General features: G+C 65.8%; 14 protein-coding genes. 5 read left to right on the top strand and 9 right to left on the bottom strand.

Annotation, left to right across the window (positions count from 1 at the left end; genetic code table 11):
• The first annotated feature begins 47 nt into the window (after positions 1-47).
• From ACLJEU_RS23130 to ACLJEU_RS23115, 4 genes are all read left to right on the top strand, one after another.
• The gene (locus tag ACLJEU_RS23130) at positions 48-3146 is read left to right on the top strand and encodes a TonB-dependent receptor domain-containing protein (RefSeq protein ID WP_414662659.1); all 3099 of its coding nucleotides are present in this window, start codon (positions 48-50) and stop codon (positions 3144-3146) included.
• A gap of 22 nt (positions 3147-3168) precedes the next feature.
• Complete coding sequence (locus ACLJEU_RS23125; protein WP_414662658.1) at positions 3169-4128, top strand: ROK family protein; 960 nt, start codon at positions 3169-3171, stop codon at positions 4126-4128.
• Between the two features lie 98 nt (positions 4129-4226).
• Positions 4227-6740, top strand: a complete 2514-nt coding sequence (locus ACLJEU_RS23120; RefSeq protein ID WP_414662657.1) for a DUF7133 domain-containing protein — start codon at positions 4227-4229, stop codon at positions 6738-6740.
• Positions 6741-6976: 236 nt separating this feature from the next.
• Positions 6977-7630, top strand: coding sequence for an OmpW/AlkL family protein (locus tag ACLJEU_RS23115; protein ID WP_414662656.1), 654 nt, complete (start codon positions 6977-6979; stop codon positions 7628-7630).
• A gap of 58 nt (positions 7631-7688) precedes the next feature.
• On the opposite strand, the gene ACLJEU_RS23110 is transcribed toward ACLJEU_RS23115, so the two are convergent.
• The 4 genes from ACLJEU_RS23110 to ACLJEU_RS23095 form a co-directional block, all read right to left on the bottom strand.
• Complete coding sequence (locus ACLJEU_RS23110) at positions 7689-8300, bottom strand: hypothetical protein (protein WP_414662655.1); 612 nt, start codon at positions 8298-8300, stop codon at positions 7689-7691.
• A gap of 87 nt (positions 8301-8387) precedes the next feature.
• The gene (locus tag ACLJEU_RS23105) at positions 8388-11945 is read right to left on the bottom strand and encodes a coiled-coil domain-containing protein (protein WP_414662654.1); all 3558 of its coding nucleotides are present in this window, start codon (positions 11943-11945) and stop codon (positions 8388-8390) included.
• A gap of 141 nt (positions 11946-12086) precedes the next feature.
• The gene (locus ACLJEU_RS23100) at positions 12087-12659 is read right to left on the bottom strand and encodes a hypothetical protein (protein ID WP_414662653.1); all 573 of its coding nucleotides are present in this window, start codon (positions 12657-12659) and stop codon (positions 12087-12089) included.
• 305 nt (positions 12660-12964) lie between these two features.
• Complete coding sequence (locus ACLJEU_RS23095; protein WP_414662652.1) at positions 12965-15643, bottom strand: TonB-dependent siderophore receptor; 2679 nt, start codon at positions 15641-15643, stop codon at positions 12965-12967.
• Positions 15644-15791: 148 nt separating this feature from the next.
• Here ACLJEU_RS23095 and ACLJEU_RS23090 point away from each other — a divergent pair, with 148 nt between their 5' ends.
• On the top strand, positions 15792-16853 hold the full coding sequence (locus ACLJEU_RS23090) for a LacI family DNA-binding transcriptional regulator (RefSeq protein WP_414662651.1): 1062 nt from the start codon (positions 15792-15794) through the stop codon (positions 16851-16853).
• Positions 16854-17021: 168 nt separating this feature from the next.
• Here the strand turns inward: ACLJEU_RS23090 and ACLJEU_RS23085 are convergent, their stop codons facing one another.
• The 5 genes from ACLJEU_RS23085 to ACLJEU_RS23065 form a co-directional block, all read right to left on the bottom strand.
• A complete protein-coding gene (locus ACLJEU_RS23085; RefSeq protein WP_414662650.1) occupies positions 17022-20042 on the bottom strand; it encodes a TonB-dependent receptor domain-containing protein in 3021 nt (1006 codons plus the stop codon).
• Between the two features lie 58 nt (positions 20043-20100).
• The gene (locus tag ACLJEU_RS23080; protein ID WP_414662649.1) at positions 20101-21981 is read right to left on the bottom strand and encodes a sulfatase family protein; all 1881 of its coding nucleotides are present in this window, start codon (positions 21979-21981) and stop codon (positions 20101-20103) included.
• 16 nt (positions 21982-21997) lie between these two features.
• Positions 21998-23011, bottom strand: coding sequence for a DUF1593 domain-containing protein (locus ACLJEU_RS23075; protein ID WP_414662648.1), 1014 nt, complete (start codon positions 23009-23011; stop codon positions 21998-22000).
• A 70-nt stretch (positions 23012-23081) separates the two neighbouring features.
• Positions 23082-24170 (bottom strand): right-handed parallel beta-helix repeat-containing protein, encoded by a 1089-nt coding sequence (locus ACLJEU_RS23070; RefSeq protein ID WP_414662647.1) that lies wholly within the window; start codon positions 24168-24170, stop codon positions 23082-23084.
• Between the two features lie 11 nt (positions 24171-24181).
• Positions 24182-24328, bottom strand: a complete 147-nt coding sequence (locus tag ACLJEU_RS23065; protein WP_414662646.1) for a hypothetical protein — start codon at positions 24326-24328, stop codon at positions 24182-24184.
• Between the last annotated feature and the right edge of the window lie 17 nt (positions 24329-24345).

Raw genomic sequence — 24345 nt, 5'->3', positions numbered from 1 at the left:
GCGATCCCTGTTTTCGCTCCGGCCGCCTGCCCTCATTCCCGCGCCGCTTGCTTCTCGCCGCGGCACTCGCGTCCGGTGTTTTCGGATACGCCGCGGAACCGGGATCGGCACCGGCTGTAGTCCGGCCGGCGGGCGCGGCCGCCCTGGTGGCCGGGCGGGTGATGAGCGCGATGGACGGCGTGTACCTGCGCAACGCGCGCGTCGCCGTCGAAGGTTCATCCCTCGAGACGCTCACCAACGAGTCCGGCGAGTTTCTCCTCTCCGGCGTGCCTGCCGGCCCGCAGCGCCTGCGTGTCAGCTACACGGGCAAGGCCACGGCCAGCGTGACGGTGACCGCCGGCGACGCGTCCGCGCGGGTCGAGATCGTGCTGCAGGAATTCGGCGAGACGGCCCGCGCGGCGGGCGACGTGGTGAAGCTCGACGCCTTTCGCGTCAACACGGGCCGCGAGATGAGCGCCGCCGACATGGCGATCAACGAGAAGCGGATCGCGCCCAACATCCGCGACGTGATCGCGACCGATGCATTCGGTACGATGGCACGCGACAATCTGGGCGACTTCCTGCAGTACCTGCCGGGTGTGGAGGTCGAGGGCGACGGCACCGCGCCCCTCACCGTCGGGCTGCGCGGCATGCCGGCTGAATACACTAACATCGAGATGGACGGCGCCGGGCTCAGCGTGCCGCAGACCGGCGGCTCGACACGCGTCACCGCGCTGCGCGGCCTGACGATGTCGAATGTCGATCGCATCGAGATCACGAAGGGACCGACGCCCGACACCGGTGCCGACAGCATCGGCGGCCGCATCAACATGATTCCGCGTTCCGCGTTCGATCGCAGCCGGCCCGAATTTCGTTACCGGACCTTTGTGTTGATGAACTCCGAGTTTCTGTCGCTGCGGAAAACGCCCGGCGGCAAGGAGGGCGGCGACGGCAAGGCCTACAAGTGGTTTCCCGACTTCGAGGTGACCTACCTCAACCCGGTGAGCCGTTCCTTCGGGTACTCGCTGAATGCGTCGCGTAATGACTATTTCTATACGGCGCGGCTCGCGCAGCGCACCTACAGCATCGCCAACTCCACGGCGGCGGCACCGTACCTGAATTCCGTCAACGCCCAGGTCGGGCACTCGTTCTCGCGGCGGAGTTCGCTCGGCGCGAAATTCGATTTCCGGCTGTCGGCGCGCGACACCGTGTCAGTCGCGTACAACTTCAACCGCTACTGGGTCGACTTCGGCAATCACCAGATGACGTACGCCACGGGCACGATGCTGGCTGCGACTCCAACCGGGCGCAATGCGACCACCGGTGACTTCGGGGCCGGCTTCACGCAAGGCCGCGCGGGGCAGGGCAGCGTGACACAACTCGTGACTCAGAATGCCTACCAGACCACGCAGACGCATCAGGGGCAGGTCACGTACCGGCATCGCGGGCCGCAGTGGGACGTCGAGTCCACCGTGGCCAAGAGCAAGACGCGGCTGACCTACCGGCTCGATTCGTACGGACAGCTCGGGCAGGCACGCCTTGGTGTGACGGGATTGACCGTGCGCTTCGATGACATCCCGGACGATGGCGTGCCGGAACGCATCACCGTCACCAACGCGGCGGGTGCCGTGGTCGACACAAATCAGCTGGCGAATCTCGGCACCTACACGACGCCCGTGGTGGCGGGCCGCGACATCAAAAACAATTTCAGCAATGCGAAATTCGATGTGACGCGGAAGTTTCAGCCGGAGGCGTTCACGTGGTCGCTCAAGAGCGGCGGACTCTTCAAGCAGGCGGCCAAGGATCGCGCCCAGCCGCAGACCACGCGCACCTACGCCGGTCCCGCGTTCACCGCGCTCCCGGCGGGCACCCTGACCGATCCCGATTTCAACCTCGAGGGTCCGCAGGGCACGTTCAAGACCCAGCAATGGCTGAGCACGAAGAAGGCCTACGAGCTTTATCAGTCCAATCCCAGCTACTACACGACATCCGCGGCCGCCGACTACATCGCGTGGGTGTCGAGTCTCGAGGAGTCGTCCGAGTCGATTTACGCCGGCTACCTTATGGCCGATGCCACCTTCCTCAAGAATCGCCTGCGGATCAGCGGCGGGGCGCGTTACGAAAAGACTGAAGTCGTGGCCCGCGGCACGTTGACCAATCTGCAGCTCCAGTTCCGCCGCGATGCGAACGGCCGCTTGATCGATGGCAACCCGACGCTCGCTGGCGTGCAGACGGTACCGATCACGACCGACCCGCTCGAAGTCGCCAAACTCACCCGACTGCCGCTCGCGAATGTCGTCGAACCGAAGTACGACGATGTTTACCCGAGCGTGAACGCCACCGTTACGCTCCGGGAAAATCTGCTGCTGCGGCTCGGCTACGCCCACACCATCGGCCGGCCGACGCTCGCCCAACTCATTCCGACCACCAACGTGACGGAAGTCACATCGCCGGCCGAGAACGCCACCGGCTCCGGCCTGGGCACGATCACGACGAGCAATCCGGCGCTCGAACCCTGGACCGGACGCAACCGCGATCTCGCGCTCGAATACTACACCGCGTCCGGCGGCCTGTTCTCGGTCAGCGTCTACCGCCGCGACGTTAAAAATTTCATCTCCAGCACCAGCACGATCGCGACACGCGAGATGCTCGACGAGCTCGGCCTCGCCGACGATTACGAAGGCTATCTGATTTCGCATCCCGAGAATGTGGAGGGCAGCGTGCGCCAGACCGGGCTCGAACTCTCCGGCCGCCAGCGGCTGCGGCCGTGGCTGTCCGTCTTTGCCAACTACACGCGCAACCGCACGACGGGCATCAGGGCCGGTGATTTCTCCAATGCCCAGACCCGCCGCTTCAACGCCGGCGTGCAGTTCGCCTACAAGGCGCTGTCGATGACGGCCAATTACAACTGGACCGGTCTGCGCCGCGGCGCGAATTCCGGCATCGCGCCCAACGCGTTCGTCTACACGCGGCCGCGGGAGCTCGTGAATCTCAGTGCGGAATATCTCGTGCGGCGCAGCACGTCGGTGTTCCTGACGCTGACGAATGTGCTCAAGGAGCCGCTCGTGAACGAGACCTACGGCACCGATACGCCAGCCTACGCGCGCGTGACGTCGAACCGGCGTGACGGCGCCCAGGTGCAGATGGGCGTGAAGGGCGGATTCTAACCCCGCTCACGCTGCTTCGCTCATGTCCGTCCTTTCCTCCTCTTCCTCCGCGGCCAGCCCGGCCATCTTCGGCCTCGATATCGGCGGGACGAAATGCGCCGTGAGCGCGCTGCGTGGCGACGCCGTCGTGGAGGTCGCGCGCTTCGCAACCGGTGATTTCGAGCCGACCTTTCGCCAACTGGTCGACGCACTCGCGCCGGTCGTGCAGGGCACCTCACCCGTGTTCGGCATCTCCTGCGGCGGTCCGCTCGACGCAAAAGCGGGCGTGATCGTCTCGCCGCCCAATCTGCACGCGAGCTGGTACGGCGCGCCGATCGTGGAGCGGCTCACCGCGCGTTTCGGCGGACGGGCGTTTCTGATGAACGACGCCAACGCCTGCGCCCTGGCCGAGTGGCGGTTCGGGGCGGGCCGCGGGACGCGTCACATGATCTTCATTACATCCGGCACCGGTCTCGGCAGCGGCCTGATTCTCAACGGCGAACTCTTTGAAGGCACCACGGGCGACGCCGGCGAGATCGGCCACGTGCGGCTGCGGGCCGATGGCCCGGTCGGCTACGGCAAGGCAGGTTCCGCAGAAGGTTTCTACAGCGGCGGCGGCATCGCGCGCCGGGCCACGACGCTGATCGAGCGCGGCGAAATTCCGGTGCCGGCCTGGTATTCACCCACGGTTCCGATCACGACGCAGCAGATCGCGACGGCGGCGGTGGCCGGCGATGCCGTCGCGACGCGTCTCATGCACGACGCGGGTGGAAGTCTGGGCGAGGCGCTCGCGATCCTCATCGATCTCTTCAATCCGGAACGCGTGGTGATCGGCGGATTTTTCCCGCGGTGCCGGGCGCTGCTCGAGCCAGGCATGCAGGCGGCGCTGGAGCGCGAGGCCTTGCCCGGACCGCGGGCCGCCTGCGCGATCGTGCCGTCGGCGCTCGGCGACACGATCGGCAGTCACGGCGCGATCGCCGCGGCGCTCCACGCGCTGCGTTGACCGGGCGCGGACCCGCCCTGCCGCCTGCGGTGGTTCTTCGGGGCAATTGACGAAGGCGATGGTTTTTCGTCACGTTCCCGCGGCCCCACCGGCTCCCCATGAAACCCCTCTCGCTGCTGTGTCTTGCCCTGTTCCCCGGCGTTGTGCTGGCCGCGACGCCGTCACCGCGCGTGGTGGCCGATTTGCCGCCGGTGCAGATGCTGGTGCCGGGCTTCACCGTGCGCGAGTTGCCGGTGAAGCTGCGCAATCTCAACAATCTCGTTTACGCTTCCGACGGCCGCCTCTTCGCCCTCGGCTACGACGGCAACGTGCACCAGTTGCACGACAGCGATGGTGACGGCGTGGAGGATCGCTCGACGCTGTTCTTCGACAACGCCCGCAACGAGATTCCGCCGAGCATCGGCATGGCGTGGGGACCGGGCGGGCTTTATGTCGCGAGCCGCGGCCGCATCCTGCACCTGCGGGACAAGGGCGACGGCACGTCCGAGCTGCAGACCGTTACCGGCGGCTGGCTGCCCCCCACCGCGGCCGCGGGCTCGAACCTCGATGCCATCGGGATCGCCGTCGATCCGGCGGGCAATATCTACTTCGGCCTCGGCGTGGATGCGTGGAACGGCGCGTATCGGGTGAATAAGGACACGGGTGTATCCAGCTACAACCAATTCAGCGAGCGCGGCACCATCATCCGGCTTTCGCCCGACTGGAAGCGCCGCGACATCCTTTCAACCGGTCTGCGGTTTCCCGTGTCGCTCGCGTTCAATGCCGCCGGCGATCTGTTCTGCTCCGATCAGGAGGGCGCAACCTGGCTGCCCAACGGCAATCCGTTCGACGAGCTGCTGCACATCGTGCCCGGACGCCATTACGGATTCCCGCCGCGACACCCGAAACACCTGCCCGGTGTGATCGACGAGCCGAGCGTGTTCGACTACGGCCCGCAGCATCAGTCGACGTGCGGCGTGCACTTCAACGAGCCGGTGGCGGGCGGTCGCGCGATTTTCGGACCGGAGTGGTGGCGCGGCGATGCCTTCATGGCTGGCGAGTCGCGCGGCAAAATCTGGCGCACCAAGCTGGTGAAGACGCCGGCGGGCTACGTCGCGAAGAACGATTTGATCGCGTGCGTGGCGATGCTGGTGATTGACGCGGTGCCGACACCGCAGGGCGACTTGCTCGTGGCCTGCCACAGCGGCGCGCCGGATTGGGGCACGGGCCCGCAGGGGATGGGCAGGGTGTTCAAGATTTCCCACACCGACACCGCCGCGCCGCAGCCCGTGCTCGCGTATGCCTCCAGCCCAACGGAGACGCGGGTGATCTTCGACCGCCCGATTGAACCCGCGCGCTGGCGGACGCTGGCGCGGGCCAGTCAGGTGACGAAGGGCCGGCACGTTGCCGCGGGCGATCGCTTTGAGTCCTTCGTTCCTGGATACCAGGTGGTGAAGGATCAGGCGACGGTCGCGCGGCACGACGTGCCCGTGCTGTCCGCCGGTCTGGCCGCTGATCTTCGTTCCCTGGTGCTGCGCACCGCGCCGCGCACCGAGGCGACCAACTACGCCGTGTGGATGCCCGACGGCGCGCAGCCGCGCCGGGAGCAGAATGCCGCCCGCGCGGAACTGCCGCAGCACGCGGCGATTGATGTGTTGACCGATCTCACCGGTGTGGAAGTGGAATGGCGCGATGCCGCCGGAAAGACCGGCTGGAGCGGCTGGCTGCCGCATCTCGACTTGCAGGTCGCGCGGGCGCTGACCGCGGCGAGTGCCGAGCACCAGGCGTTGTTCGCGTTGCTGCAGACGCCGGGAGAACTGGTCCTGCGGACCCAGCTCGATCTTCATCTCATGCTGCGCACCGCGATCCAGCCCGGCGCGAAGTTGGATTTTGAATACCCGGCTGAGCTCGTGACCGTGGGGCTCAAGGCGGCGGGGCGACTGGAAGCGCGCGCCGCCGGGGCGAAGCTGGACCGCCGTGCCGCGGGCGAGCTGCTGCTCAGCGTGGAGAGCCGGGAAAGTGCGTGGCTGCCGGTCGAGCTGACGCTTGCGACCGGGGCCGGAGAGCCGGCTCTGGCCGTGGCGTGGCACACAGCGGAGGATCTCCGGGAGCGGGCGCTGCCGTTGCGACGCCAGTTGCTGCCGTGGGCGGTGGCATCAGCGCAGGCGCCGACGACGACGGAGCGACGCATTCCGGAAATTGCTGGCGGCGACTGGGAACGCGGCCGGCAGGTCTTTCAAAGTCCGTCCGCGGCCTGTTCCGTCTGTCATCAAGTGCGGGGCGCGGGCGGAATCATCGGGCCCGATTTGTCGAATCTCGTTTACCGGGACTATGCGTCGGTCGTGAAGGACATCGTGCAGCCGAGCGCCGCGATCAATCCGGACCGTATCGCCTATCTCGTGACGCTGAACTCAGGCACAACGCTGAGCGGCATGGTGATCGACGACACCGCTGATCAACTCGTGCTCGCCGACGTCACGGGCGCCCGCCAGACGATCGCGAAGCGGGACGTTGCCACCATGAAAGCGTCCGCCGTCTCCTTGATGCCCGAAGGCCTCTGGCAGGCGCTCAGTGCGCCGCAGCAGCGGGACTTGATGACGTTTCTCCTGACCGAGCCGTCGGCGGGAAAGTAGGAATCGGGATACGCAGCGCGGTCGGGAGTGCAGGCCTCCAGCCTGTATTCGGAATTGCAGGCGGGACGCCTGCAATTCCGTTCGCGCCGGAAGCTTCGGCAGCGAGTGGCCAAACGATGCAGCGGCTTTTTCAAAAAGCGCGCAGCCAGCGCGGGCGGCCATCGCTAGAGTGGCGGACATCGCGTTGCCGGCATGGAGCCAGTGCGGCGCGAACACCACCACACACCAGTAAAGACATGAACAAATCCCTCCTTCTCAAAGGCACTGCGGTCGCCGCGATGCTTTTTGCCAGCCTTGCGTCCCCTGCCAGCGCGGCCACCAGCACCACGGGTCCCTGGACGGCGCGCGTGCGGGCCACGTATCTCCAAATGGCGGACAAGTCGGATGCGTTCAGCGCTCTTGGCATCAATTTCGCCAAGGATTCCGTGACGGTGAACAGCAAGTGGATTCCCGAGTTTGATTTCTCCTATGCGCTGACGCCGAACATTTCGGCGGAGCTCGTGCTCACGATTCCGCAGTCGCAGGAGGTGACGCTCGCCGGAGTCGGCAAGCTCGGAAAATTCAAGCACCTGCCGCCGACGCTGATGGGCCAGTACCGCTTCTCGCCCGGCGAAAAGATCCAGCCGTATGTCGGCGTCGGTCTGAACTTCACGCTGATCTATGATACGGATCTGAAGGTGACGACGGTGCCGTTGGGCCTGGAAAACCTGAGCATCGGCCTGGCCGCGCAGGCGGGCTGCGATATCGATCTCGGCAGCGGCATGTATCTGAACTTCGATGTGAAACGCGCCGCCCTGCGCAGCGATGTGTCCGTCAAAGGCGGCCCCAAGCTGACCACGGCCAAGCTCGATCCGTGGCTGTACTCGATCGGCCTCGGCTGGCGATTCTAAGCCAGTCGTTTCTTTCCCGGCCCGGGTTCCGTGCAGCGGAGCCCGGGCTTTTTGCTGCCTACGGCTTGGTCTCGACCTTCACGTCGGTGAGCGGTTTGCCGGCCTTGTCTAGAAAACGGACGCTGCCCTGCCAGTTGTTCTCTTCGTTGACCACTTTCAGCACGAGAACGTTGACGCCCTTCTTCAACGTCACGTTGGTCGCCGTGTCCTCGGTGTCCTTTTCGAGCGTGCGCGTGTCGGTGAACTTCACGAGCTCCTTGCCGTTGAGGTAGACCTTGCCCTGGTCGTTGCTGTTCATCTTCAGCGTGAGGCCGGTCTTCTCGTCCGCAGAAACCAGATACGCCACGGCCCAGCCGACGACCTGTTCGCTCTGGTTCGGATTGAGCTCCTTGAAGTCGATGTAGAAGGCCTTGGTCGCGATCTTTTCCCACATCAGTTCCTTCCCGCCGACTTCTTGCGTGGTCGCATCTTTCGCGGCGGGCATCGCCTCGTCGGCGAATTGTTTCTTGTCGATCGCCTCGCCGCCGCCGCCCTCGCCGATCGGCAGCGGGGCGAGGACGAGCCAGTCGCGGATGAAGCCCTCGGCGTCAGGTTTGCCGTTTTGGGCGGACGCGGAAAGGACGGCGAGAGACAGCAGGGCGAGGAAGGCGGGTAGCGACGGAGTTTTCATGGGGTGAGTGGGGAACCGTCGCAAACGTGCGTGACGGAAACGGGAATGGCCAGCCTTCGCCGCGCCCCAACGATGAACCGGCGACGATCACCTTACCTTCAGGGTAATCGACGTGGAGCCCACCGTTTTTCCAGCTGAGTTCTTCACCAGGACGCCGAGACCGTACTCGCCCGGATCGCTCGCGAGGAAGAGAACCTTTTCGCCGTCGCCGGCGCGGTTTCCATTCCATTCGTAGCGGTACGGAGCGTCGCCGGCTTTGGGGAAATCGATCACGCTCGCCACCTCAATCAATTCGCCGGGTGCGCATTCCATTTTGGCGGCTTCGAGTCGCACGTCGCTGTCGGGACCGCGAGCCGCGCCCGCGCGCGAGGGCGGTTCGTCCGCGGTCGTTTTTGCGCTCACGCCCATCGACCGAAACAACCCGTCGATTTGCCCGCCGAGGGCGTCGGCTTTCTCCCTCGCCGCGGCGCGGGTGTCATAGACCACGATCTCTCGGCCCTGCGGGTCTCGTTCGACGCGGCGGAAACCCTCGACCTCCCACGTGTATTGAACCAGTTGCAACACGTCGCCGCGCCGGAGGACGGCGCCGCCGGAGCGGTTGCGGCGCCAGTGCATCGGGTCGTCGAGGTCCGGTGGAGCCGTGTGGATGAGTTCGCCCTTGTAGCCGGTAGTGCTCTGGAAGGGTACCACCCGCGCTCCGGCCTGCGTCCGGTAGTGGTTCACCGTGCCGGCGGCCATGTCGCCGTTGCCGCGATCGGCCACGCCGTCCTCGAGCGAGGCCTGGAAGTTCGCCTTGATGGCGACGTGATTGCCGGGCATCGGCCTGCCTTCTTCGCGGGTGAGCGAGCGGCGCGCGCCCTTGAATCCCGTTTCCTCGCGCCAACCCTCCGGTACCGTGAGATCGATCTGCGGCGGGCGTATCACGATTGGAAACACGATCATCGGCGGAGCCGGCAGCAGGTCCGCGGTGTCCGGTGGAGGCACTCCGCCCTTTTCGGCCTTCGCCATGGCTTCCTCCATTTTCCTTTCCATGGCGGCAAGCTGCTCCGGCGTCATCTTTGCCATCGCCGCCTCCATTTCCTTCTGGGCCTTCTCGAGATCGGCCGTGGCCTTCTCCAGTTCGCCAAACACGCTCCCTTTTTCGTCGAACTTCACGAACGCGAGGTCGAGCGCTTCCGCCTTGCCGAAGCCGCCAACCTGTCTGACTTGCGCATCGATTTCGACGTAGTCCGAACCCGGTCGCTCGGCGACGACCGACACCTGGTCGCGCACGCCGTCGGGCTTGATCGTACCGCCGGTGGGATCGAACTGCAGCAACGCCGCATCTTCGAAGGTCAGCTTTTTTCCCGGCTGCACGAGCATCAGCTTGTAGGCGCCCAGCTTGAAATCGGGGAACTGGCGCTTGTCGATCCGGACGGTAAACACGTCGCCCGCTCCGACCCGATCAGGCGCCGCAATCGTGGTGGCCTTCGGCGGTTTCGGCTTGGCCCGACTCACGCGAGCGACGTCGATCGCGACGGGAATCGTCCGTTGGTAGGTGCGTATGAGCAACGGCCTCGCGTCCATCACGTCACGCGCGATGTCGGCTCCACCGCCGACGAAGAGTTTGAGTTCGAGGGTAAACTCAGCTGTGACGGTTTGCTGGCCGACCGTGGAAAAGGTGAACGACTGGGGCGTAAAGACGCTGCCGATTCCGCGACTGCTGGACTGCTCCTGCTTCCGACTGCCCTGTGTCCAGACCAACCTCACGGTATGGTCGCATTGCACCGGTTTGCTGAGACCGCTTGCCATCGCGTTTCGACCGCCGAGCGATTCGATCTCGGCCTCGATTTTTGCCAGAGTCGCTTCGATCGCACCCCAGTCGGTGTCGGTCAGCACGGTGAGTTCCGCGCTGCCGCCGGCTTGTCCTTCCTCAAGCACCACGGGCGAAGTGGCGACGCGAAAGATGATTTGATTGAAGGCGTCGTCCAGCGCGAGTTCGAGGTCGATGGCGCGCGTCATCCGCTCTTTGCGCACCCGCAGCCACTCGCGATAGACGAGGGGCGTCATTTTCTTGATCAACGCGAGCCGGATGGCTTCACGCGAACGTGCGGTGGCGTCTGATTCCTGCGGTGCGCCGGTTTCCTTCAGCTGGGAGATGCCCATCGCCTGACGTTCGACGAAGCGCTCGATCTCGCCGCGGCTGCAGAATTCCGTCGCGAGTTGTTCGATGGTCTTGTTGGTGCCGGTCTCGCCCTGGTACCCGCGCACCGAGGAAATCCCGGCGAGAAAATCGTCGTAGTGCTGCGGGCTGACCGCGAGCTCGTAGCCCGCGTCCTTGGCTGAATCGAGCACCATGTTCGTCATGGTCGCCATGAGGCCCGGAACGGCGGCGACCAGAAACGCCACGTCCGCGCCTGCCTGCCGCAGCGCCTGCTCCATGCCTCGCTCGCCCCACGTGTCGGCGACGCCCATCACCGACCACGCGATGAACGCGCCCTGCAGGCTGCGCTCGAAGATCGTCCAGTTGTCCGCCTTGGCCCACACCTCGCGCATGGCGTCGCCGAAGCGGGCCAGGCGTCCGGAGGAACGGCCGAGGATGGCTTCGATGATCTGTCGATCCATGGGCCCGGGATTGCGGGCGAGTTCGCCGAGCAGCTTGGAGTTTAGCTTCGCTTCCTTCAGGAAGGCGGCGAGTCGTGGATTTTCGAATACGCCCGCGCCGCCCTTCGCCTGCGCGATCAGGGTCTCGAGTTCGCGCAAAGCATCATCGAGCACGCCGGAGCCGAGATTCCCCTTGGCCCGCGCGCGCTCGAGGTTGTTTTTCAGTCGCGCCAGATATTTGGCCGCCGCCTCGGCGTCGCGCTCGTGCACCGCCTCGGCGGCTTTTTCCGCCCACTGCACGGCCATGTTGGCGTAGCCGCCCATGGTGTGTTTGCCATAGCCTTCGGCCATGTGCACGAGATCGGTGAAGCCGGCGCGCACCTTGCCGCCCGCCACGTGGAAGAGCCGGCCCTGGGCCTCGAACGTCTGGATCATCGCGGGCGCACCTTCGCCCCACACGCCCTCGACGATTTTTCCGGCGAGGCTCGGCACGGCCCCCGCCCGGGTGAAGAGGGCGCGCGCGGTCTTGTCGTTGACGACGTTGCGCATGACCTGGGGCGGTGGATACAGGTTCACGCTCTTCAGGACGATCTGAGCGACGTTGTCGGCGCCCTGCCCTGCGATCGCCGCGGCCTGCTGGGCGGAGTAGCCGTAGTTCTTCATGAGCATCTGCTCGACCTCGGCGACGGATCGTCCCTTGAAGAGATTCTGCAGGCCCTCGGCGAGTTGGTCGCGAACGGACTTCCACTTGGAGAGCAGCTGGCCGTCCTCGCCCTTCATCACGAGTCGCAGGTCGTGATCGGACGTGCCACCGAGCAACGGGTCGGCGTAGTTGCGCGAAAGCTGCGCCGCCCTGGCCACGGGTCCGCGCAGCCATGAGCCCTGGCCGATGACCTGCAACCCCGGGTCGGCGGCGAGCAACCGCTCGAGCTGTTCGAGCACCATCCGTCGGGTGCCCTGCGCGTACGGCATGGCCGTGGTGAGATCGCCCGCGACGGCCGCGAAGGCGGAGAGGAGAAACGCGACGACGAACACGACGCACCGGCGAGCGCGGGAGTTCATGGCTGGAGGAAGTCAGGCCGACGTTGCTGAACGAGAATTGCGACGCGAATTCCCGGCGGCGATCCGCCACGCTGTTTGTCATCTTATGGATGACATCGCGTTCGGGAAATCAGGGGAGTCTTTGGGCGGATTTGACGGGTTCTAATGGAAACGGGTCGGATCGGGCACCGGGCATGTGCATCGGTTGCACGTGGAGGCGTCGGTGGGCAGAAACTCACCGCAGCTCGCGCACAGACCGGGGTGAGCGGATGTGAGCTTCAATGGCATCGGCAGGCCGCCGATTTTCACCACGCGTTCCCCCGTGGTGTAATAGCGCTCGAGGGCGGACTGGCCCACGCTCACCTCGCGGCGGGCACCGGTGTCGGTCCGGACGTGGATCAGATAGAGATGTTCAATCCGCCGGCCAATGTCGTCGTCGCTTTTGCGGTGGCGAATCTCCCGGACTTCCTTGCGCACCACCTCTCCGATCCAGGTGGCGTCGAGCCGACGTTTCGCCGCGAGCGTCAGAAGAGCCATCGCTACGACGACAACTCCTGCGGTCGCGAGGGCGGCGGGTTCCCCTTTGCCGGCAACCAAGGCGATCACCGTGGCGGTGATCGCGACGATGACGAAAAACCATCGCGCCCAGCGCGCGCGGCGACGCAGGAAGTTCTGAATCTCGGCGGGACCCGCCAGAGATGCGGCCGGAGCAGTGGCAATGGAGCGGGCGCTCATGGACGGAAAATCCTTAGCGGCGCGAGCAGTTCGACCCACGTGCCACCGGAGTCGCGATGTACCCGGCGGCGCCTCGCTTCTAAAATCCGCGCGCGGAACATCCCATTCCCCTTGGACAGGATCGCTCTCATGCGCGCACCTTAGCTCCGATGGCGTGCCGATGCCCCGCGGCAATTGGCCGGCAATGCGCGGAAATTGACGTACGATATAGGCGTTACGCCACGCGCAAAGAAAACGCCCGTCCGGAATTCGGACGGGCGTTCGCGGCGGACGAGATCGCTTCGACCCCAGGTGTCGATTCCCGCTCAGAGATCGATGGTCGCGCTCAGCAGGAATTTCCGTGGTTCGAGGTAATAGAAGCCGTCGCGGAAATTGCGCCCGTTGAGCGTGCGGATGCCGGTGTAGTACGGCTTGTCGTAGTCGAGCAGGTTGTTGACGTTGAGCTGCAGGCGCGTGTTGCGCTCGAAGACCTTGAACGAATAGCCGACTGTGGCGGTGAGCGTGTAGTACGCGGGCGCCTTGATGTAATCGAAGGCGTTCGTCACCTGGTTGCCGATGATGCGGCGACCGATCACCGAGGCGCCGCCGCCGAGGCTCAGGCTCTTCAGCGACCCGGCGGAGAACGTGTAGTTGCCGAAGATGCTGCCGTTGAAATCAGCCTGGTTGTTGAGCGCGCGGCCCTCGTTGCCCGCCTGGATGCGGGAGCGGAGCGCGGCAATGTCGGAGTTGATCTGATTGATGTTCGTGGTGAGCGGATTGGTCAGCGCGGCCGTCCAGACGGGCAGGTTCTCATTGAAGTAGCTGATCGTGTCCGGGAGCGCGTTCGACTGTTTCGTCTTCGGCGTGCCGATGTTGCCGCGCAGGCGGAAATTCTTCGTTACGTTGGCCACCGCCTCGAGTTCGTAGCCCTTGCTGTTGATGTCGGAGGTGTCGCGGTAGGCGGTGGGGAACGTCTTGTCGACGCGCTGGATGTTGGTCCAGATGCGGTTGATTTCAGTGACGCCGTAACCCGTCACCCGGCCTTCCTCGGTCGTGTCGTAGTAGCCGAGCGAACCGACCACGGTGCCGTTGAAGAGCTTGAACCGGATGCCGCCGGAATAGCCGAGACCATCAGTCTGTCCGAATTGCTTCAGGTAGAGACTGGGATCGCCGGCGCCGATCGGATTGAAGGTCTGCGAGACGTTGGCGTAGACGCCAAGCTGCGGAATCGGGAAGACGGTGACGCCGCTCGAGAAGACGGTCGACTTGAGCTCCTTCTCCAGGATCGCCTGGGTGGCCGGGCGGCCGGTGACGGTGCTGAAACTGCCGATGGCGTATTCGCGGCTGTCGTACGCATCGTGGCGGATGCCGCCGACGAACGTGATCTTTTCCTTCCACAGGGTGGCGACGGTGGCGAGCTGCAGCGTGTCGAGTTGCTGGCGCTGGCTGCGATAGCGCGTGGGGTTGTTTTCCCAGATGTACGTTGCGTCGTCGGCGGGACGTTGTGGGATCATGCCGTCAGACTCGCCGAGGTACTGGCGGACGTTGAACTGGTTGGCGCCGTTGGTGAGCAGCGGGACGGCGGCGTTGTTGTTGCGCATCCAGCGGCGGTCGAGCGCATAGAAGGTCTCGACGCGGCGGCTGGCCATGGCGTTGAGCGTCTGCTTCCACCACGTGATGGGCAGCTCATAGGCGGTGACGAAACGATAGTCGTAGTGGCGGTTGTCCTGATCGGTGGTGGCAGGCGCGGCGTCGGCGTAGATTTTGCCGAAGCGCGGATTGGCGAGGCCGCCCGGCAGCGTCGTGTTGATGTCGCGCTGCAGATTGCCGAAGCTCGGGGCGTAGGTGAAACGCTTGTACGTCGCGAACTGGGCGGCGACTTCCGAGAAGAGCCGCGGCGTCCACTGGTGCTGGTAGAAGCCGGCGAACAGATGGCGGCGGGTGTTGCCGTAGGCGTTGGACGGCTGAAGGCTGAGATTGCGCGCGACCTCGGGCAGGTTGGCGATGTAGGCGCTCTTGCTCGGATCGATGGCGAAGTTGCTGCCGGCGGTGTTGCCGAAGTTCAGCAGGTTCACGATGCCGTTGCCCGGAAGATAGGTGAGCCGATCGGTGGTGAAACGGTTGACGCCGGTGGCACCGGGCGGGTTCGCGGTGGCGGGACCGACGAACGGCACGCCGTTCCACGTCGAAAGGCTGTCGGCGAAATTCTGCCGCGCGTAGTTCTGCTTCAGATCGCCCGTTTCCGCTTCGAGGCGAAATTCGCCGGCCTGCCAGGGACGGTACGTGGCCGCGATGGTGCCGCCGACGAGATTCTTGAAGTACGTGTCGACCCAGTTGCGGTCGCCGTCCTTGACGAGATTGACGCGGACGGCGGCGTTGCGGCCGAGCGTCTGGTTGGCGTCGACCGTGCCGCGCAGCGATCCCTCGGAGTCAACGCGCACGCCCACCTGCCGGGACGTGCGGCCGAGGCGGGCCTGCTTGGTGACGGTGTTGATGATGCCGCCGACGATGCCGTCGCCGAAGAGCAGGGCGTTGGGTCCGCGGGCGCTCTCGACGCGCTCCACGTTGTAGAAATCCAGCACGTTGTTGTGCTTGAAGTAATTTCTCGTGGGGAAACCACCGCCGAGGCCGCGGAAGTTGTTTTGCGCGCCGAAGTCCTGGCCCGAGGGCTGCGTGACGTAGGTGTTCGTCAGATACGACGAGGCCTGGATGTAGTCGGTCGCCCCGATGTCGTCGATGAAGTCACGCGTGAGCACGCTGATGTCGCTCGGCGTCTTGAGCAGTTCGGTGGAGAGCCGGCCGGCGAGCAGCGAGTCGGCGGCGAGGTAGCCAACATCCTTGGCCGTGTTCACGGTGAAGGGCGACAGCACGATCGTGTCGTCCTTCGGGGCGGTGCCCGGGGCTGGATTGGATGTGCTCTGCGCGAGCGCTGAGCCCGCGGCGGCGAGCGTCGCGGCGAGCAGGGCGGAGAGGCGCACGAGGGCGCGGGCGGTGGGTTGGGTCATGGTGGGCAATCGGTCAGCCTCGCGGCAACGGGCGGCAAGCACAAGCAGGGTGTCCGCGACGTCGCCGAAAGCGTGGGGGTGGTGAGTTCCGGAAAGGGATAGCGCACGACCATTGACGGCGGAAGCGCTCTGGATTTCACATCGTTCGATGAAAATGCCGGCAGCGACGATGCGGGAGGTGGCCCAGTGCGCCCGCGTGTCGACCTCGACGGTGTCGCTGGCGCTGCGGAACAGTCCGCTCGTGGCGGCGGCGACCCGGGAGCTCATCCGGACGCTCGCGGCCGAGATCGGCTACCGGGTGAATCCGCTGGTCGCCGCGCACATGCGGACGCGGCGCAAGCCAGCGGGCCGCGAGGCGGGCCCGGTGCTGGCGATCGTGGATACGCAGCGGCGGCGGCACGGTTGGCGCGACAACCGGACGTCCATGGTGCGCCAGATGCTCGCCGGGGCGCGGGCGCAGGCCGCCGTGCGCGGCTACGCGACACGGGAGTTCTGGCTCCACGAGCCGGGCCTGTCGCACGCGCGCTTCAGCGCGATGCTGCGCGCGCGCGGAATCTCCGGAATGTTGCTCGGGCCCAGCAGCGACCTCGACCTGCGGCTGGATTTGACGTGGGACTGGTTCTCGGTGGTCCGCCTCGGGTCGGCCCGCGTTGAGCCGCCGCTCCACCGCGTCGTCATCGATCACTTTGAGGTCGGGATGCGCGCCGCGCAGAACGCCTACGCCCTCGGTTTCCGCCGGCCGCTCTTTCCCATCCGCGAACTGTTCTCGAAGGCGCACGACCGGCGGATGGAGGGCGGTTTCCATACCACCTGGTCGCACCTGCCCCGCGTCCGGCGCGCGGCGCTGCCGGCGACGGACGGCCTGGCCACTGCGGCGGACCTGGAGCGATGGCTGCGACAGTATCAGCCCGATGTGATCATCGACACCGAGGAACGTCACCTCCTCGGCCTGCTCACGGCGGGCGGCTGGCGCGTGCCCGATGACGCCAGGGTGTTTTCGTTGTGTGCAGCCGAACCGGGCGGAACGTTGAGTGGCTGTGTGCAGGACGGCGAAGCGATGGGCCGGGCGGGTATCGACTTGCTGGTGACGCTGGTTGAGCGCAACGAGACCGGCGTTCCCGCCCTGCCGGTTACGCTCTCGACCGGATCGGTGTGGAATCCGGGTCGGACGCTTGGAGCCGGAGCCGTGCAGGTGAAAAGTGAACGATGAATGATCGCGGCGGCGCGGTTTCACCGCAGCGTGCGATTCCACCGACCGCCGAAGTCCGAGTCAGCGCAACCGGGAAGGCGCGTTCAACGTTCGCCCCCTCCATTCAACGACACGCGATTCCGGAGGGGCGTGGCACTGGCGGAAGAACGTGCAGGATGGCGTGGAGCCTCAGAACCGCCCGCGCACGCCGACCGTCCACGCGGCGCCGTAGCGGTTGACGACGCGCATGAGGCCGGGGGTGTTCGAGTAGGTCTCGATGGGTGAGTTCAGGATGTTGCGGCCGGACACCGTGAGTTCGTAGGTCTGGTTGAACCGGTAGCCGCCGCTGAAGTCGAACATGAGACGTTCGTACTGCCAGATTTCCTCGCCCTGTGCGTTCTCCGAGTTGAAGCGCGGCGCCGACCAGGTGGCGCGGAGCTGGGCATTGAAACCGAGGCGGCCATAGCGGATGCCGCCGTTGGCCGACTTCGGGACATGGGTCTCGATGCGTTCGCTTGCGGCGGTGCGGGTCACCGAGCCAAAGAGGCTGAAACCGCGCAAGGCCCCCGGCAGAAACACGAGTTGCTGGCTGTACTCCAGCTCGACGCCGTCGAGATCGATGGTGCCGGGGGCGTTGCTCGGACGGAGAAAGGTGAAGGCGGAATACTCGGGGTCGTCCGCATACCCGGCCTCGGCGGCGCTGATTCGCGCGGTGCCCACTCCCATGTTCTTCACCGATAACCGGAAAGCGGATACGCTCAAGGTGCCGGCGGGTTCGAGGTAGTATTGCACGCTGGCGAAAATCTTGTCCGAGGTTTCCGGCTTCAGGTCCGGGTTGGGCACGCGGATGGTCTGATTCGCCTCGTCGATGGTGATGATACCGGCGACGTTGCCGTAGCTGGGCCGGCTGATGGACTGGCTGGCGGCGACCTGGAGGTGGAGGTTGCGACTGAGCGCGTATTTTGCGCCGCCGCTGAGGAACGTGTTGGCATAGCCGCCTTCGAGTTCGTCGCGCCGGCCGTACCGGTATTGATAGTCGGTGTATGGAATCGTGTTGGCGGTGTAGCCCGCGGCGCGGACTTGGGCGGGGGGCACGAGGTTGGCGGTCTTGCCGATGGTGGTCGTGCGTTCGTGACGGACGCCGAGATTGAGCCGCAGCGCTCCCCAGCGGGTGTTGCCCTCGACGTAGGCGGCGTCGATCTGCTCCTTCACGGAACGCGAGCTGTAGTTTTCGTTGATGTAATTGGGAATCAGGTTGGGCGTGAAATGCGTGGGATTGGCCTTGAACAGGTCGAAGGTCGCATACGGATCCGTCATCGGAATGCCGAGACGCACGATGTTGCCGCCGGTCTTCGCATCGTAGGGCAGCAGGTTGGTCGTGGGGAGGATGGTGGTGGGCGCCACCATCGAGCCGGCTGCGCCGACGTACGTGTATTGCAGCGCGCCGTTCTTCTCGAGGTCATAGACGGACAGCTTCGTCTTGCCGCCGACGAGAAACTGCACGGGCAGTCCGGCGACGTTCACGGTCTGCTTCGCGTCGAGGTAGCCGACCCAAACCTGATGGCGTGAGGATTGCGGGGTGGCCGAGACGTTGTTGGTGAACGCGTCGGTGCGGTTGTAGTTGGCGGCGTCATTCCAGGGCAGACCGGACGTCTGCGTGAGCTGCCAGTCGCTGTCGGTCGGGCTGCTGCGCGTCGCGGTGAAACCGATCCGCGTGAGGCGATGGGTGACGGCCTGGAAGTAGCCCTCGGTCATCTGCTCGTAGGCGGTGCGGCTGCGGGAGTAGCCGCCGCCGAGCGTGAGATTCAGGCTGCCGCGCTTGTATTCCAGCTTCGGGACGTAGGTGACGGTCGTATTCACCTTGTTGCGACGGCTGGTCGTATACTGCACGCGGGTGTTGGCGCTGGCGGTCGGGAGAGCGTTCAGGAAGGTCGGGGTTGAGTCGGCGGTGACCTGGGCGGGGCTCACGAAGAACGCGATCTGCCGGAGGTTCGTGCCGTCGTCGAAGTTGGAGGCCGACGTGCGCAGGGAGGCAGAGAGACTCGGCGAGAACTTGTAGTCGGTGGTGAGCGCGAAGGAACTGCGATTGGACAGCTTCGGGGCATCGCGGAAAGAGATCTGCGTGATGACCGGGCCGCGGCCGGCGAGGTTGTGCGTGTAGGCGTGCGTGACGCCGGCCTGCTCGGTGCCCACGGTGTTGCCGGCGAGGCTCAGCTGGACGCCGAAGCGGCCTTTGAAGGCGTCGGCATAGGAAAATACAAAGCCGGGGCGGATCTTGTAGTAACTGTCGTTGTAGGGTCCGGGCGTTTTCTTCACGTCCCACGAGTAGGCGTTGCCGGTGAGGGTCAGCTGCGCGGTGATCTCCCGGTTCTTGCGGTCAAACGCACTGCGGCTGCGGAGGTTGATGCGGCCGGCGGGCGCGTCGGCGTCCATGCTCGCCGTGGTGGTCTTGTTGATCTCGATGGAATCGACGCCGTTGATGGAGGCCTGCTCGAATTCGAATTGCCGCGACGAGTCGCCGAAACTCGCGGAAGGCGCGCTGGCCATCGTCATGCCGTCGACGCTGACGCCCGTATAGGTCGGGTTCAGGCCGCCGATGCGCGCCGTGCGGGCGTCGGAATCGACGTAGTCCATGACGACGCCGGGCAGGTATTTGATGAACTCGCCGATGTTGCCGCCGGTGACGTCACCGAAATTATCGGAGGAAACGACGCTCTTCATGTTGAGCGCGGCCCGCTGCTCCATGATGGCCTTGGCGTTGCCCTCGCGTTCGGCCGAGACGCTGAACTCGGCGAGCTTGACGACCGCGGGGCCGGTTTGGTTCTGGCCCGCAGCAGGCCTGGCCCCGGCCTCGAAAATCGCACCTTTCAATTCGAAATCGCGGACGGCGGTCTGGCCGGCACCCACGGTCACGCGCGCCGTCTCGCGCTGATAACCGGTGTAGGTGACGGTGATCGTCACGGCGCCCGCGGGCACGCTGGTAAAATCATAGGAGCCGTCGTCGCGCGAGTAAGTCGTGAGCTGGGTGCCTTCCACCTGGATCTCGGCGTTGCGCACGTACTGCTGGGTGGCGGGGTTGAAGATGCGACCCTGGATCACGCCCGTCGCAATGGCATTCTGGGCGCGACTGGAAAGGGCGGCACCAAAGGCCAGGCCTACGATTGCAATGATCAGGCGAACGCGAGCGACGAACGGGGAAGGAAGGTGCATGGGGTCGGGCGGGGTTGACGGACAGGGACCCGACGCGCGCGTGGGAGGGCGCGCGCCGTTATCGGGCGAGGCGGGCCGGCAGGTAGTCGACCATGCGATTTGCGTAGTCGGCGGAGTCTTTCTGTGCAAGCGAAGTGATGCGCGCCGCCGCGATGGCAGGGAGGAGCGGACGGGCGAGCGGACCCAGGCGGAGCGCGACATTGAGCGCGGCCAGACGGACGAAAACGTCATCGAGGCGGAGCGCGGCCTCCACGGTCCTGAGCGCCCGATCGACCTCGCCGAGGCGCGCGAGGGCTTCGGCGGCGGCGAGGCGCACGTCGGGCGAGGTATCGTCGAGGGCGGCGACAAGCGCGGGCGTGGCGGGAGCGGCGGCGGTGCCGAGCGCGAACAGACCGGTGGCGCCCCACCAGCGGACGGCGGCATCGGTATCGTGCAGGAGAGCGGAAAGCGCCGGAATGTTGCTCGCGTCCATCGCGTTGGCCAGGTCTGCGGCGCGCAGCAGGGTATCGAGGGGGTTCAAGCGCGGATCGGTCGCAATGGCGTAGGGCGTGGAGCCGGCGGCGCGGCGATGCAACTCATGCTCGGGCAGGAGACCGAGATCGTGGGACGCGCGCATTTGGTTAACGAGCAGTGATCGGAGCCGAACCAGATCGCCGGCCAAGGCGGGATTGGCGGCGAGGTTGCGCACCTGCCATGGATCTCCGTGCACGTCGTAGAGTTCCTCGCGCGGTTTGTGCGGGGCGAAGAAGCGCGCGGGCGGACCGGAGAGCTGGCCGGCCAGGTGGAGGCGTTCCCACGACTGCAGGGAGGCGTGCTGCCAGTTGTAGCTCATGAACTGGCCGTAGGGCAGATGCGGGCGGAAATTGCGAATGTAGTGGAAGCGGCCGTCGCGCACGGCGCGGATGGTCTCGCTCATCTCGCTCTGCCGGTCCTTGGCGGCGAAGATGAACGTGCGGGCCGGACCCGTGGCGGCACCGAGGAAGGCAGTGCCTTGAAAATGCGCGGGTGCGCGGACGCCGGCGAGGCTCAGCACCGTCGGAGCAAAGTCGACGAAGCTCACCAGGCGATCGGTCGTGCTGCCGGGCCGGCCGGGGGCGAGATGGGCCCATTTTTTCGGGAAGCGCACCAGAAGCGGCACGCGCAGGCTCGGACCGCCGGCCCACATTTTGATCGCGGGCATCCCGGTGCCGTGATCCGAGAAGAAGAAGACGATGGTGTCATCGGCGAGACCGTCGCGCGCGAGATCGGCCAGGAGGTCGCCGACCTGATAGTCCATCGCGGTGACGTTCTCGTAATGACGCGCCCACTCGCGGCGAAACTCGGGCGTGTCGGGATGGATCGGTGGCACGGGGACTTTGGCGGGATCGCGCCGCTGGTCGGGCGTGAGCCGCGCGGTGTTTTTCCGGTACACGGCATCGGATGCGAAAATCTGGCTCTGGTGCGTGACCATGAAATTGAAGACCGAGAAAAACGGCTGGCCGGGCGCGCGCTTGCGCCAGTGCGCGACCTTGCTCGACTCGTTCCAGACCTCCGGTGACGCCTCGAAATTATAGTCGGTCTTCTCGTTGTTAGAGGTGTAGTAGCCGGCGGCCCGCAGGTAGGCGGGAAAGCCTGTGATCGACGGCGGCAGCATGATCGTGGAACGCATCTGGTGCGTGCCGAGGCGCAGCGGGTAAACGCCGGTGATGAGGCACGAGCGGCTCGGCGAGCACGCGCCGGTGTAGGCGTACGCGTCCGTGTAACGCACGCTCTCGCGCGCGAAGGCGTCGAGCTGCGGCGTCACGGCAAACGCGTCGCCGTAGCAGCCCAGGAGCGGGCTGGTGTCCTCGCAGGTGATCCAGAGGATGTTGGGGCGTCGCGGAGCAGTGGGTTCGGCGGCGAAGGCGAAGGGGTGCAGCGCGAGGACGAGCAGCAGCGCGAGCGGGGCGAGGCGGGGCATGATGGGGCGGGGACGCTCAGGGTTTGGGCGGGACCGTAGCGGTCGCCGCGGTCTCCGGCAGAGCCCACTGCGCACGGCGCGCAAAGTCGCGCTGAAACTCAGGCCGCCAGCGACTCACCGTCTCCCGCGGATCGAAACCGGGTCGCGCGGGCAGGTCACCGTACCAACCGTCGGGCCGGAGCTGATACTGCCCGCCCCAGCCGGGTTTGGCCGGATCACGCGGGTCGTTGCCGCCCAGCGGAAGGAAGAAGAGCCACGAGGGCGCGTCGCCCTCCTTCATGCACGCGTGGGGATTGGGCGCGGTGAACGTCTTGGCTGGATACAGCGCGCCGAGTGGGCCGCGGCTGCGCACGTGCTCCTCGATCCAGGCGGGGCTGGTGAGCGACTCGTCGCCGGTGAGGTACATGCCGCGAAACGTGGCCGACTCCTTGGCCTGGCCAGGGATGGCGCGGGCCAGAATATAAAACATCCCCGGAAACTCGGCGTGCATCCAATCGGCGATGCCGTCCTGATCGCTGACGTCGTAGACGCGGAGCTTGCGCACAAAGCCCGCGAGCCCGGCGCTGCCGCGATCCTGCTTCACCCGCCACAGGGCTTGAGCGAGGTCCGTCTGCCCGCCCCAGCACGAGACGTTGAGCGGGCGATCCGACGTGCCGGCGTCGATGCGTGCGATCAGCGCGCGCGATGCCTCCGTGTCGTGTCCGTCGCCAATGTGCGCGCGACCGTAGCGCGGGTTGCCCGCCGCGATGCGGGCGCGCAACTGTTCGGCTGCGGGCCAACCCTGGGCGTGTCGGCGCAAGTGGGGCAGGACCTCGCCGTAGGCGTCGACGATCTGCCGGATGAGCTGCGGCCGCGTTTCCGGACCGTTGGGCACGTGGCGCGTGCGAATGGCGGTCGCGACGAGCAGTTCCAGCTCGAACTCGTTCGCGTAGTGCATGAGCCGGACCATCGCCTGCTGATCGTCGGGGTCGCCGCCGATGTCCGTGAGAATGGCGAGCCGCGGACGTTCGGCGGCGAGTGCCGCGGCCATCGCGGTGCAGAACAAAAAAACAAAACGTCGGTGAAACATCGCAGGGTGGGCGCGCGGAGGAGTGGGGCGACTAGGGTTTCTTTGTGGAACGCTTGGGCGCAAGGGGCTGGCGCGTCACCGGAGTGGATTCCACCATGACCGCCGGGATTTGCGGGCGGTGGTCGCTCGACCAATGATTGCGTTCCATCACGGTTCCCTCGACGAACATCGCAGGCGCGTTCCAGCCGATGTTGTCCTGAAAGACATGCGGTTCGCCCGATGCGGTTTTCAAGGTGAACGAGTAACCCATCCCGCAACGCACGGCCGTGCAGTGTTTGACGGTGAGTGCGGCGGTGTTGTTGTTCTGGTCGAAGCCGTTCTTGGGCTGGTCCATGACGATACAGCCGATCACCACGTGGGCGGCGGGCACGAAATCGCCGCCGAGCTTGAAGCCATTGCCGTTGCCGGTGAAACGATCGATGCCCCAGAGATTGAGTCCGTTGCGGGAGGCCACGCAGTGTTCGATTCGCACGGCGTGGGGCGCTTTCCAGAGATCGTATCCATCGTCGGCGTTTTCCCACGCCCGACAGCCGCGGAAGATGTTGCCGGGGCCGATGGCGAATTTGGCGCCGAAGCCATCGGCGTTTTCGCCGCGCGCAGGACGGTCGACGTTCCGATAGGAATCGCAGTCGAGAATCAAGTTGTGGCTGGCGGGGGCGCTGAGCTGGAAACCGCTGCCTTGGTTCTCGTGCGCCACACACCGCTCCATGACATTGTGGTGGCCGGTGACTTCGATGCCGAAGCGGGCCGCGCCGACCACTTCGAGTCCGACGATGTGCCAGTAGTCGCCGGCCACGACGATGCCACAGAGCTTTTGCTCGAATTTCTGGGCGGAGAAATCGAAGACGGGGCGTTTGGCGTCGGCCGGTTCGATGCGAATCGAGGCGTCGGCGGTGCCTTTTGCGGAAAGGAGGATCGGCTGGTCCTGCCGATAGGTGCCGCCCGCGAGCTGGATGACATCGCCCGGTTGGGCGCGCCTGGCGGCTTCGGCGAGGCTGGCCAGGGGCGAGCTGGCCGTGCCGGCACTTCCGGCCTCGCCGGTGGGTGAAACGTAGAGGGTCGCGGCTTCGACTGGCGCGACGAAGCTCCAGGCGGCGAGTGCGGCGGAGAGGAGGCGCATCGGATGGGGAGTCAGAAGTTTAAGGTCGCGCAGAGGGCGGGCTTGCGCGCCACCGGATAGGTGAATGTATGCGGTTGATTGATACCGCTGAAGGTCGTGAAGGTCTGGACCATCACGTCACTTTCAACGAGGAGGTGGGTGACGAGGTGAGGGCGCATGGCAGGATCGAGCTCCA

Origin of the sequence: Terrisphaera buseokensis, from assembly GCF_047521145.2 — a bacterium.
Taxonomy (GTDB): domain Bacteria; phylum Verrucomicrobiota; class Verrucomicrobiia; order Opitutales; family Opitutaceae; genus ER46.
Note: the sequence above shows the minus strand (reverse complement) of the source record. Positions and strands in the feature narration are given on the sequence as shown.